We start from the raw sequence: 13,140 nt of genomic DNA, 5'->3' as shown, positions 1-13,140 counted from the left end.
CTTAATCTTTTGGCTCAATCTGACAAAGCAATGGATGACCTTGTGACCGAGCGTAATTATTGACTTGGTTCGCTTTCGTTTCCGCAATGTCTCGTGGATAAACGCCTGCAACACCTTTCCCTTCATAATGTACAGTTAGCATTACTTGGGTCGCTTGGTCAAGATTCAAAGCAAAGTATTGTTGTAAAATTTCAATTACAAAGTCCATTGGGGTGTAATCGTCGTTCATCAAAACAACCGCATACATGGGTGGACGTTTTAATACGGGTGGCGCAGTCTGTACCGCGATCTCACCCTCAGATTCATCTTGCGAGTCATTGCTTAAGCGTGGACTAATATGCCAGTCGACATATCCTGATTGATGAAAAGAACTTTTGATGGCATTTAAACAATTTTGACGCTTATTCATTCGCATAGGATTTAAAATTCACATTTATTGTGCATTTGCTTCTGCTTGAGGAATTTCAGAAATAAATGCAGATTGACTCTCAATCGGTTTACCACGGCCCCAACTAAAACGTTTAATCACCGGAGTACTTGTTCCACCTGTTAAACGCACTTCAATGAATTGTGGCGTAAAGCCTTTAGGCATGGTCCAGCGGCCAGTTAAACGCTCGTAATCTTGAAAATTAAAGTTCTTGTCTTCCATTGGAACAACCAGAACTTCTGTACCCTGAATTAAGCGCAATTCCACACTTCCAGAGATGCTACGTTTATTCGGGCTGACTTGTACCAAATCCAGCTCGTATTCATAAGCATTGTCAGGTAAAGGTTTAATTCCGATATTTTGCACCGTCAAGCTTAGACCGCCACGTTGGCGTAATACTTCACGGTAAATCGCACCCAAACCTTCAGACTGAGCTTTATCTTCACGTGCCTGATTCAAAGCAGCAAACAAATCATTTGAATTACTCACGGCAACATCACGTTCTTGCACAGCCAGATTCAAATTTTTATTCAGGGTTTCCAGGCTGCTCTTTTGCTTTTGCACAACCTCAACCAGTTGTTCAGCATCCGCTTCATAGCCTACAACAGTCAAACCTTGCCGATGCCCAACTGAATAGCCCAACAAGCCACTCCCCACAATCAGAATTGCAGCACCAATAGCCAAAGGTAAATTCCCCTTAACAAAAGGCTTTTTACTTAATGGTGTCTGTTGTGACGCAGTATTTGATTCAGTGTTCGGCATCGTCATCTCTTATTTTGATTCATTCAAAACACACATTTAAATCCAAATCCAAATGTGTGTGAAGCTGAAAAACGTTTTTTATGGTAATAACCCTATACCTGTCAGCCCTGCATTTTCAGCACAACCGAACATCAGGTTCATATTTTGCACAGCCTGACCCGCAGCGCCTTTCACTAAATTGTCTTGTACAGATAGAACAACTAGCTTTTTCGGCTGTGGTTTATACAAAGCAATACGAAGCTGGTTTGCACCACGCACAGAACGTGTTTCAGGTGAACTGTTTGCTGGCATCACATCAACGAATTGTTCATTGGCATAGAATTGTTCATACAAGCTTTGCAAGTCTGCTGCTTCACCGGCATCCGTTAAATCTATATAGATGGTGCTGAGCATGCCACGAATCATGGGAACCAAATGCGGTACAAAAAGAATATGATCAAACACACCTTTTTGACCTGAGATATTTTCCAATGCTTCCACAATTTCAGGATGGTGACGGTGACCCGCAACACCATAGGCCTTAAAGTTGTCAGCATTTTCAGAATAAATCATGCCGAGGCTTGCTTTACGACCTGCACCAGAAACACCTGATTTTGCATCAATAATAATGCTTTCAGGTTTTACCAAAGCTTCAGCTTGTTTGAATAATGGCGCAAGACCCAGTTGTACCGTGGTTGGATAGCAACCCGGGTTACCAATCACGTTGGCTTGTTTGATTTTGTCACGGTTGAGTTCTGACAGACCGTAAACGGAATCTTTTAAAATATCTGGGCAGGCATGTTCAAGACCATACCACTTTTCGAATTGTTCCAAGTCCTGTAAGCGGAAATCTGCCGCCAAGTCGATGACTTTAGTATTTGCTGCAACCAGTTCTGCCGCATGTTTCATTGCCACACCATGAGGGGTCGCAAAGAACACAACATCGCATTTTTTTAGTTCATCAATGTTTAAATCTGAATATTCAAGATCGGTATGTCCGCGCAAGCTTGGAAACATATCGTCTACACGGCGACCTTTTTCGGTACGTGATGTCAGTACATTGACTTGCACATTTGGGTGTCGTAGTAAAAGACGCAACAATTCAACGCCTGTATAACCTGTACCACCGACAATACCAACTGTAATCACGATCACTACCTCAAATCTAAAGTGTCCATTTCGTAACTGCGTAGTATGACAGGAAGTTTTAGTTTTCTGAACTGTTTTGGTTTGTAATGATAGTTTTTTATCGTCTAAACCATCTCTCAGGTTAACTTTTTAGTTTATTCTTCAACTCAAATATTTTTAAATTTAACCTCCAAAAGAATTAAGTAAAAATTACACTCAAGCTCAAATCAACATTATAAATTCAAGAAAAAATGACTCTTACAAAGAAAAGAGAGGCTTTAGACATTTATCTTAATAATGAAAAATACAATTTCTATTTGCCATCCTGATTTAGAAGATTTCGAAACAGGTAAATCAAAAGATGTCATTGTGACTATTCATTTAGAAGATATCGATACTGTAGTTTCAGAACTTCTTCGCTTTAAAAAAGAATATTACGACCAATTAAATGAAGAATTAGCTAACCAATGAATCGTAATAGACACTCGTTTCATTAAGTGACTCTTTATCTTTACCACCAATACGGCATTGGCGTACTTTTTAATAATTTCCGATGCTGTTGAAAATTGACATCATGCTTGTGAACTTCAGCCCAAAAGTGCGGGCTATGATCAAAATGCTTGGTATGTGCCAACTCATGCACACATACATAGCGGGTAATCTTTTCAGAAAATAGCGCCAAACCGCTATTCAACATAATGTCATGCTTCGATGTACAACTTCCCCAACGGGTTTTAGGCTGCCGAATCGAACATTTGCCAAAACTCAAATTACTTTCTTGGCTTACATCCTCCAAATAAAGAGGAAGATGATGTTTTGCATAGGCTATTACAAATGCTTTTAAATATTGTTCAGGCTGACGATCACTAATCAAAAGTTTTAAATTTTCATCATCAAAAATAAAACCATGCTTTTGGCTTTGATAAATGATCTGTAAAGGCTGATCTAAATTAAACAGCTGTAATTCATTCGGTAAAGTTTTGTCTATTTGAACAATTTTTTCTTGCTGTTTCTGCCAAGTTTGAATGAGCCATTGCTCAGACTGATCTATAAAATTTTGAATTTGTCGTTTAGAGCACAATACAGGCGCAGTTAAACGGATCTGAGTTGGTTCAACGCGTAAGCGTAAATTCTTCGCCCGCACATGACGGACAATTTTGATTTCAGGTAGGTCGTTTAGGGTCATTTTTATATTTAATCGTTATTTTAATCCCCCTCGATCCCCCTTTGATAAAGGGGGAAGTTCAAGTTTTTAAAAGTTTCGAGGAGCCTTATTAAATTACAGACTTTCCCCTCCTTTGAAAAAGGAGGGTCAGGGAGGATTTCTTAAACAGCAGTACGCTCTTCAATACCATTATCCGTTGCAACAATTGCGATATCTGCTTTGTTCAACGCAAAAATACCGTTACACACTACACCCGGAATGTTATTCAGGTTTTTTTCAAGTTCCAGCGCATTCAAGATATTGAAGTTATGCACATCTAAAATCACGTTACCGTTATCCGTAACCACGCCTTCACGGTAAACCGGATCACCACCAAGTGAAACAATTTTACGGGCTACCGCAGAACGCGCCATTGGAATCACTTCTACAGGTAATGGAAAGTCATGACCCAATTGTTCAACCCATTTAGAGTCATCAACGATACACACGAATTTTTTCGCAATTGAAGCGACAATTTTTTCACGAGTCAGCGCAGCACCACCACCCTTAATCATGTGCATATGACGGTCAATTTCATCTGCACCATCCACATAAGCATCCAAGCCGCCTACAGAGTTCATGTCGACCACTTCAATGCCTAATTTTTTAAGGCGCTGTGCTGTTGCTTCAGAACTTGCCACCGCAGCTTCCAATTGCAATTCTGGTAATAATTCAATGAGGAAGTTCACAGTACTTCCTGTACCTACACCCAAAATCCCGCCTTTAGGCAAGTGCTTTAAAGCCGCTTTCGCAGCAGCTTGTTTCTTTTCATCTTGGGTCGCATACAGACTCATAACTTGGCTCAACTATTTTTTGACATTTGTTGCTGAATTATTCAGCCCAAATGTACAGGGGTTTGTTACAATAAAGGTCTATTTTAAACTGTTAGATGGAAAATTAACATGCTGTCTCGTTTGGTTCGACAAATATTACAAGCAACGGTGTATGACGTTGCAATCGAAACTCCACTCGAAGCAGCGCCACGAATTAGTGAAAAGCTAAACAATAACATTCGCTTTAAACGCGAAGATTTACAACCTGTCTTTTCCTTTAAACTACGCGGTGCTTATAACCGTATTAGTCAATTACCGAAATCTCAGTTGGAACGTGGCGTTATTACGGCTTCAGCAGGTAACCATGCGCAAGGTGTGGCTCTATCTGGTCAAAAACTGGGAATTCGCGCCATTATTGTCATGCCGAAGACCACGCCCGACATTAAAGTCCAGGCGGTAAAACGTTTGGGTGGTGAAGTGGTATTACATGGCGATTCTTTCGATGTTGCCAACAAATATGCTATTCAACGTGCAACCGAAGAAGGCATGACCTTCATTCCGCCTTATGACGATGAACTGGTGATGGCAGGTCAAGGCACCATTGCCAATGAAATCTTGCGCCAATGGCGTGATGTGGAATATGTATTTGTCGCAGTAGGCGGTGGCGGTTTAATTGCCGGTGTTGCTGCCTATTTGGGTGATGTTGCACCACACGTGAAAGTCATTCCTGTGGAATATGATGAGTCAGCATGTTTAAAAGCTGCCTTTGAAGCCAATGAACGCGTGATTCTGCCATCTGTTGGACTATTTGCAGATGGTACGGCGGTTGCTCAAATTGGTGCAAAACCGTTTGACGTGATTCGCCTGCAAAAATCAGACAACTCAGGTCCAATTGTTGAGCCTGACGTTGTTTTGGTTAACACTGATGAAATCTGTGCGGCCATTAAAGATACCTATGATGAATGCCGAAGCATTGTTGAACCTTCAGGTGCTATGGCACTTGCCGGAATCAAGAAATATATCGCTGAGCATGGCTTAGAAAATAAAAACATGGTGTCGATTGTTTGTGGTGCCAACATGAACTTTGACCGTCTACGCTATATTGCTGAACGTACCGAACTCGGTGAACGTAAAGAAGCCATTTTTGCAGTCACCATTCCTGAAGAAAAAGGTTCATTCCTGAACTTCTGCCGCGCCTTGCAAGGTCGCAACATCACTGAATTCAACTACCGTGCCAGCTCTTCTAGTGCTGCTCAAGTGTTTGTCGGCATTAGCTTGAAAGGTGGCGAAAAAGAACGTCATGACATTTATGACACCTTGGCAACGCAATATGATGTTGATGACTTATCTGATGATGAAGTAGCAAAACTGCATATCCGTTATCTGGTCGGTGGTCATGCAGATATTGAAAATGAGCGTCTATTCCGTGTCGAGTTTCCAGAACGTCCAGGCGCATTACTCACCTTTTTGGAACGTCTGGGTCCAACGCATAACATTACCCTATTCCACTACCGCAACCACGGTGCAGCGGAAGGTCGTGTACTGGTTGGCTTGGAAGCAAGCGATGCGAAACAGAATCCAGATGGTTTAGTCGAAACTTTGGAAAGTATTACTTATCCATATGCTGAAATTACCAATAACCTGGGTTATCAACGTTTCCTAAAATAACACTCAGACAATAAAAAAGAGCCAGTAAATGGCTCTTTTTTATTTTAGGTTGATCTCAAACAGTCCAGTTTTACATAGTGTTCTATACAGATCGCTTCATCCTTAAATTGCTTCGAGAAAGACTTACAGAATTTATGGATTTCAACATCCTCATTAGGAACAGCCATCCAATAAGCCGCCTCTGCATAAATGATTAATAATTCTAAATTTTGCGACTTTAGCAGAGCATAAATTTCTTCAAAAACAATATCAAAAGCTTGCGCATTCACATTGTAGTATTTCCCAATGGTCTCTTTATGCTTCTTATAATGTTCATATAAAGGCATGGTTCTTTTACGAATTTTCTGCTGGGTTAAACCCATATCAACATTCATGTGCTGCAAAATAGCACATCGCTCCAACCCATTTTCATGAGGGTTTTCAGAATCAACAGACATTAAATAAGCTTGGAAATGGTTAGCTACTTTTTCAGCTGCCATCCACTCCAGAAATTGCTGAAAGAAGTGCCTGTGTTTCTTCTTTGGGATTTCCCGTTGTTCCAGCAGCGGAAACCATCCCTGCAATAGCTTAAAGATCTTTTTATCATCCATTTTAATTCACTATATAAATAGAAAATTATATGAAAAATGATATACCGTTTTTTTGAAGGTTTTGTGACGTTATGCTATGAGCACAATCATTCTTTTATAGCCTCAAAATCTCCTCAAATAATTAAGCAGTAAAAAATTCAATCATTTATAAAATTCCGCATATTAATGCTGTCTGCATGCAATTATGTCATCTTAGAAATAAGCCTTTGTTATATATAATTTTGTAAGCCTGATAGCTGAATGAATAATAAAATTATAAAATGAGTTTATATTTGCATACACTTAATGAATCAAAACCACATAAAAATGGATAAGGAATACGCTGTATGGCACTATTTACAGTCATTGGTTTAGGTAGTTTCGGTGCAACCGTTGCCACCCAACTGGTGAACTTAAATCACGATGTGATTGGGATCGACAACAACAAAAGAAATGTTGAAAGCATTTCAGATCAAATCACCCATGCCGTGATTGCAGATGCCACCGATGAACATGTACTCAAAGAACTCAATATTCAAAACTGTGAAGCCGTTGTGGTTGCAATTGGTGAGGATATTGAATCCAGTATTTTATGTGTCTTGCATCTAAAAAACATGGGGATAAACAAGATTTGGGCCAAGGCTAAATCCCAAGCCCATCACATGATTTTGACCCATCTTGGCGTGAATAAAATCATTCATCCAGAAGAAGATATGGGTACCCGCGTGGCCCAGTCTTTAAGCTACCCGATGGTTAGTCGTTATATGGGCATAGAAGACAATCATTTCATCGTTAAAATTGAAATCAAGGCAAATCAAAAGGGTGAGCGCTTCCACAACCTTATGGATCATGGCTCAGGAATTAAAACGATTCTGCATAAACGCGGCAAGGAAATTTTATATAGCATTGATCCCAATTTAATCCTGCAAGAAGGTGATATCTTAGTGGTTGAAGGTGAACTTGAACCCTTACGAAAACTGTCTGCCCGGTTTAAATAAAATATGAATCAAGCGCAAAATAAAAAGCATCATACCGTCAATCTGAGCCCTCCCAGCTTACTTGCCTTGGGGTTCTTAAGTTTTATTTTTGCAGGCACCTTATTACTTAAACTTCCCATTTCACATCATGGAGAATTAAGCTGGCTCAATGCCCTGTTTACCTCCACCTCTGCCGTGACCATTACCGGTCTTTCCGTGGTCAATGTCGGGGAAGCCTATACCACTTTTGGTCAAATCGTGATTATGCTTTTGCTGCAGGTTGGTGGCTTAGGTTTTATGACTTTTGCCATCCTTGCTGCATTAAGCCTGTCTTCCAACCTCAAATTAAAACAACAGGTCATGGCACAGGAAACCATTGGTCAAACCAGTCTGGCCCGAGTATCTTTCACCATTAAAGGCGTGCTTTTATATTCCTTATTTTTTGAAGCAGTCGGTACAGTTATTCTCACCATTGCCTGGATGCAGGAATATGATTTTACTCGTGCCTTTTTTTATGCCGCTTTTTATAGTGTTTCTGCTTTTAATAACGGTGGCTTTTCACTTTTCCCCAATAGTTTGATGAGTTTTGCAGACCATTACCTGATTACCTTTACCATTAGCATGCTTTACATTATTGGTGGAATCGGCTTTGTGGTACTCATGGATATTAAACGTGCCCGTCGCTGGAAAAAATTAAGCACCAATAGCAAATTAATCCTCTCCACCATTGCAGGGTTAAACCTGGTTGCCTTTATCGTCATTTGGGTACTAGAAGCAAACAATCCGCTAACACTTTCCAGCATGAGTCTGGGTGATCAAGCTCTAAATTCCTGGTTCCATGCCACCGTTCCACGTTCATCAGGTTTTAACAGCTTGGATATGTCCAAAATGACCGATGCTTCAACCCTAGTCACCATGATCCTGATGTTTATTGGCGGTGGTTCATTAAGTACTGCGGGTGGCATTAAAGTCGGTACATTTATTATTGTGGTTTTAAGTGTCATCACTTTTTTACGCCGTTCTGAAGAATTGCGGGTATTTAATCATTCCGTTTCCAAGACCACGTCATTTAAAGCTTTAGCTGTTGTTTCAATCACAGCCATATTAATCTTTTTTGGATTTTTTACCCTGCTCATTTTAGAACCAGAAAAAGACTTTCTGGATTTACTGTTTGAAGCGGTTTCAGCCGCCTGTACCGTAGGCTTGTCCCGTGGGGTGACCAGTGAACTGCAACCTGCAAGCTTGATTGCTTTAATCTTACTGATGTTTGCCGGTCGATTAGGACCACTTACCTTAGCCTACCTGATTGCCACACCTAAAAAGAGTCGCTTAAAACACCCACCGGCAGATATTCAAATTGGTTAACTGTTATTAATTCTTGATGTAAAAAAACCACTCCATGGAGTGGTTTTTTATGAAGCATTGATAAATTTTAATACCAATTCATCAACGATACACCTAGACCGACATAAGTAGCGCGCTGGTTATAATCAATCAGGCTTTCACCATAACCATCAAATAACTGGAAGTGTCCACGTAGTTTCCCACTAATCGGGAATGCCCAATCAAACTGAGCAGCACCATGGGCATCATCACCGCCTTTAAGCGAATGACGCAGCATGAGTGAAAATTCATGATCATTCTTGCGGTAAAATGCGGTTAAATCCCCACGACCAATATAATTTTTAATGTCGGGATTGTTATCGTCTTTAGCAGTTTCTTCAATGCGATACCAAGGTCGCAGCATCAACGCAAAATTATCTCGCTCAAAACCAAGATTCAGCATTACACGGTTCCAGCTACGCGATAAAGGATCCGCACGACCATTGGACTGATGGTTTAACGTCAAACCCAGTAAACGTGCGTTTAAACCCAATATTTCATAATTGGTCCGAAAAACAAGGCTGGCTTCCGGTTCATAATTGGTTTCACGGAAAGGACGTGATGCATCTGCGTTATAGACCTGCCAACGTGATGATTGCGTATAACCGAACCAGATATCACCGTTGTCACCAAACAGGTTTTCAACCGCTTTGGTTTTTAATGAGAGCTGGAATTTTGCTTCCATCGATTTCAGATTTTGCTCATCACCCACTTGAACCGTGTTATTTTCATTCGGACTTGAAGGACGTTCATTTTTATCAGAAGTCCAAAATCCTGGCATGAGATAAACTGGCTGATGCGCACGAATATTCCAGGTGCCGAGTTTACTGTCGGCAGACAATTCCCAACGCTTATCCAGCAAAGATCGATTTGGGTCAATTTTCGGACCTTCAACAGCAAACAAATTACTGACCCCCTGACTGATTTTCTCCTTGATCGTTTCAGGTTCAGTCGGTTTAGGCGCAATTTCATTTGCTGCCTGACGTTCAGAAAGCAGCGGTGTTTTCTCAGCCTCGGGTACTTTAAACAAAGTATCATAACAAGCCAACCGATCGGCATTAGAGTTTAATGCCACACAGGCTTCAGGACTTGCCGGTGTAATTGAAGATTCGGGACTTACTGCATTTACATTCGTCACATACAATGAACTGAGCATGATCATGCTCAGTTGCAAAGTAGTGCGTTCAATTATTTTGAACGCCATAGGGTCTGACCTCAGTTTATTCTTTTAGTTTACTTGTTTGATATCAAAGCCAAGTTCAACCAAAATGTCACGTTTCGCAACGGGTGCAACCACAGCTTTCACTGGTTTTTGCTGAACCAGATATTGTTCTGCAACGCGTTTTAAATCATTCAGAGTGACTGCAAGTAAACGTGCACGTAATTGTTTTCGAACTGCCGGTGTACGTGCATGCAATAAAGCATAGCAAGCACTAATCGCTTCACCCGCAGGAGAACCCGGTTTATCCATGCTCGCAACCAAGCCTAAAATTGCTTCTTCAAGCTGATGCTCTAGATGCTCGGTATTTAACAACCAGTCAATACTTGCGTCAAAGTCTTTAAATGTTTCTGCCAAGCGTGGATCACGGTAGCTATAAAAACGGAATGAACATGCATTGCCGTCATAACTCGCCCCACCACCGTAAGCCCCACCTTTTTCACGAATCGCACTATGCAAAAAGCCATTACGTAAATATGCAGCCAACACCATTAACGGTGCTGCATCAGGATGAGAGACTTCAACTGCAGGATAAGCTGAGGCACAGAATTGAACATTGGCTTGAATTAACCAGGCTTCGTCTTTATTGCTGTTTTCTGTGACAATTGTCGTTAATTCTACCGGGGTTTTATCAACGGCTAACTTGTCCCAAACATCTTGAATTTCTTCAATCAAACGATCAGATTGATGTTCTTCACAGACCAGCAAGAACTGTTTTGGCGCTTGTAAAAGTAAACGATGAATGGCTTTTAATTCTACAATTAAAGCATCATAGGCAGCTTCGTCATTTTCAATTTTAGCAACCAGCTCAGTTAACCAGTTCAGCGCACCCAAACCGGTATTTTGGTAATCGCGTTGTGCCAAAGCACTGCAATTACGCGATGCAATTTGCATCGCATAACTATGACCCGAACCTGAAATACGTGATTGCCAACGAGTTTTACGTTGTTGCAATAATTCAATAATACGGTCTTTTTCATCAAAACGCAGTTGTTCAAATGCCAACTTCAATATACGAATGGCTTCAAAATTATTCACCAACGATTTGGTGGTCAACGTGAGCCAAGCGCTGATTTTGTTTTTATCATCGACTTTTGAACGTAAAGATGCACCCATCCCAACGCCACCGCTGACTGCGGTTTGCAGTTGCTGAAGCTCAAGATAATTGTACTCGCCAGCGCCGACCTCACCCAACAATACAGACAGCAAGGTGAAATATGGCGATTGCACCACTTCATCTGGAATTTTAACCGTCACTTGTTGATAATAAAGACCATTGGTACCCGCATGGTACAAATTCAAAGGTGTATCGTAATTATTACTGATAATTTCGCGCAATTGACCCTGCACAATATGCAGATCCGCAGGCACATCTTCCAACCCTACTTTTGGCAACAAGTTCATATCATCTGGCGTATCTTGACGAACTTTTAACGCTTCAGTTTGCTGAATGATTTCAGCTTTTTGCTCATCAGTCAGTTTGGCACCAATTTCGGCCAAACGTGCTTTTTCAGCTTCAGCTTCCTTCGCAGATTTGGTTGCATCAGGTACCAAAGTCATTTGCACACGATGGGTATTATCCAGCAAATGTTCTTTAATCAGATTCGACAACCACATTGGGTCTTTGAGCTCTTCTTTGACTTGCTCAATCGCAGTATCCACATCCCAAACATGAATTGGGTCACTGTGATGAATCACACTGCCTAAACCATTTAAAATCAGGCTTAAACCATATGGCATACCGTCGCCATTGATTTCACGTTGATGCAATTCAATCTGATGCAAAATGGCATCAACCATTGCAGAATCAACCGGTTTAGAAGCAACATCTTGCAGAATTTTAAATACGCCATCTTTAAATTCTTGCGCATGTTCAGGATTTGAACCTTGCACGCCACAGAAGAAAGTCATTTCAAAGTTTGAATCATCTACCCCCATAATTGGGCCGGTAGACTGTGCATAATCACAGGTTTCCAGGTAATGACGTAATGGTGAAGCAGAATCTTCCAGCAAAATCCCTTCAACCAGACGCATGCCCAAGCGCAATTTAATATCGCTCGCTTCAGGCAATAACCATGAAATAATGTGATAGGTTTTATCTTTTAAATCTTCTGCATCTACAGCATAAGTTTCTGTGACTTCAACCGGTGTAGTTAAACGTGTTTCAGGCGTTGAATGCAGCGTTTGACCTTTCTCGAATTTAGACAGGGCTAAAGTTTCAAATTGTTCTTGCAAGTGATAGGCTGATTCATTACCAAAAGTCATAAACACCGCATTACTTGGATGGTAATGTGACTTATAGAAACTGACTAACTCTGGGTAAGTTAGATCTGGAATATCTTTCGGATCACCACCTGAATTGTAATGATAGGTAGTTTTCGGGAATAAATGATGCGCCAGTTGATGATACAACTGATCTGAAGGAGAACTCATCGCCCCTTTCATCTCATTAAACACCACGCCTTTATAGACAGGTTCGCCATTTTCCAGCTCAATACGAATCCCTTCTTGAGCAAAATCCAGTTCGTTTAAGTTCGCAGCAAAAGCGGCGTCTAAATACACTTCCAGCAAGTTTTGAAAGTCTTTTTTGTTTTGCGTTGCAAATGGATAAGCTGTCCAGTCTGCTGAAGTAAACGCATTCATAAAGGTATTCAGTGAACGACGAATCATCAGGAAGAATGGGTCACGAACAGGGAATTTTTCAGAACCACATAATGCGGTATGTTCTAAAATGTGCGCTTCACCCTTTGAATCCATCGGTTGAGTACGGAACGCCACCAGAAAGACATTTTCATCCAGATCACTGGCAAGGTGATAATGCGTTGCACCGGTCACTTTATGTTTATATTCAGACACAAAAACGTCTAAGGCCTCAACATGGTGTTGACGTATCAACTGAAACGCGGGATGAACAGTTTGAGTAATGGTTTCAGTGACATCTACAGTCATGTGATCTCCTAATGTATACATATTTATAAGATGTTGTGATTATACCTGAATCTTGAACTATATGGATTCGTACAGTTACGAATTTCCTAGCATTTCAGTCCA

Annotated in this window: 12 protein-coding genes; 4 read left to right on the top strand and 8 right to left on the bottom strand. The window is 40.9% G+C overall.

All coding sequences use genetic code 11. From position 1 onward, the window contains the following. Nucleotide 1: 1 nt before the first annotated feature. From clpS to argC, 3 genes are all read right to left on the bottom strand, one after another. On the bottom strand, nt 2–415 hold the full coding sequence (clpS, locus tag HLH18_RS10265; protein WP_171529371.1) for an ATP-dependent Clp protease adapter ClpS: 414 nt from the start codon (nt 413–415) through the stop codon (nt 2–4). 18 nt (nt 416–433) lie between these two features. Further along, on the bottom strand, nt 434–1,189 hold the full coding sequence (locus tag HLH18_RS10260; protein ID WP_171546751.1) for a DUF6776 family protein: 756 nt from the start codon (nt 1,187–1,189) through the stop codon (nt 434–436). A 78-nt stretch (nt 1,190–1,267) separates the two neighbouring features. Then, complete coding sequence (argC, locus tag HLH18_RS10255) at nt 1,268–2,323, bottom strand: N-acetyl-gamma-glutamyl-phosphate reductase (protein ID WP_171546750.1); 1,056 nt, start codon at nt 2,321–2,323, stop codon at nt 1,268–1,270. Between the two features lie 270 nt (nt 2,324–2,593). Here argC and HLH18_RS10250 point away from each other — a divergent pair, with 270 nt between their 5' ends. Then, complete coding sequence (locus HLH18_RS10250; RefSeq protein ID WP_171546749.1) at nt 2,594–2,767, top strand: hypothetical protein; 174 nt, start codon at nt 2,594–2,596, stop codon at nt 2,765–2,767. A gap of 40 nt (nt 2,768–2,807) precedes the next feature. Here the strand turns inward: HLH18_RS10250 and HLH18_RS10245 are convergent, their stop codons facing one another. Together HLH18_RS10245 and rpiA are read right to left on the bottom strand one after the other, a co-directional pair. Continuing rightward, nucleotides 2,808–3,482: a M48 family metallopeptidase gene (locus HLH18_RS10245; protein WP_171546748.1), complete on the bottom strand. Its 675-nt coding sequence runs from the start codon at nt 3,480–3,482 to the stop codon at nt 2,808–2,810. 140 nt (nt 3,483–3,622) lie between these two features. Further along, complete coding sequence (gene rpiA, locus HLH18_RS10240; protein ID WP_171546747.1) at nt 3,623–4,294, bottom strand: ribose-5-phosphate isomerase RpiA; 672 nt, start codon at nt 4,292–4,294, stop codon at nt 3,623–3,625. A gap of 108 nt (nt 4,295–4,402) precedes the next feature. Between rpiA and ilvA the strand changes: the two genes are divergently transcribed. After that, on the top strand, nt 4,403–5,941 hold the full coding sequence (gene ilvA, locus HLH18_RS10235; RefSeq protein ID WP_171546746.1) for a threonine ammonia-lyase, biosynthetic: 1,539 nt from the start codon (nt 4,403–4,405) through the stop codon (nt 5,939–5,941). A 44-nt stretch (nt 5,942–5,985) separates the two neighbouring features. Here the strand turns inward: ilvA and HLH18_RS10230 are convergent, their stop codons facing one another. Beyond that, nucleotides 5,986–6,531: a hypothetical protein gene (locus HLH18_RS10230; protein WP_171546745.1), complete on the bottom strand. Its 546-nt coding sequence runs from the start codon at nt 6,529–6,531 to the stop codon at nt 5,986–5,988. 326 nt (nt 6,532–6,857) lie between these two features. Here HLH18_RS10230 and HLH18_RS10225 point away from each other — a divergent pair, with 326 nt between their 5' ends. Next, entirely contained in the window at nt 6,858–7,508 is a 651-nt protein-coding gene (locus HLH18_RS10225; RefSeq protein ID WP_171546744.1) for a potassium channel family protein, read from the top strand. A gap of 3 nt (nt 7,509–7,511) precedes the next feature. Next, on the top strand, nt 7,512–8,852 hold the full coding sequence (locus tag HLH18_RS10220; RefSeq protein ID WP_171546743.1) for a TrkH family potassium uptake protein: 1,341 nt from the start codon (nt 7,512–7,514) through the stop codon (nt 8,850–8,852). 67 nt (nt 8,853–8,919) lie between these two features. Here the strand turns inward: HLH18_RS10220 and HLH18_RS10215 are convergent, their stop codons facing one another. Then, complete coding sequence (locus HLH18_RS10215) at nt 8,920–10,074, bottom strand: phospholipase A (protein WP_171546742.1); 1,155 nt, start codon at nt 10,072–10,074, stop codon at nt 8,920–8,922. 24 nt (nt 10,075–10,098) lie between these two features. Further along, nucleotides 10,099–13,038, bottom strand: coding sequence for an insulinase family protein (locus HLH18_RS10210; RefSeq protein WP_214647315.1), 2,940 nt, complete (start codon nt 13,036–13,038; stop codon nt 10,099–10,101). Between the last annotated feature and the right edge of the window lie 102 nt (nt 13,039–13,140).

The sequence above is a fragment of the Acinetobacter sp. ANC 5414 genome (genome assembly GCF_013004295.1).
In the GTDB taxonomy this organism is placed as follows: Bacteria; Pseudomonadota; Gammaproteobacteria; order Pseudomonadales; family Moraxellaceae; genus Acinetobacter.
Note: the sequence above shows the minus strand (reverse complement) of the source record. Positions and strands in the feature narration are given on the sequence as shown.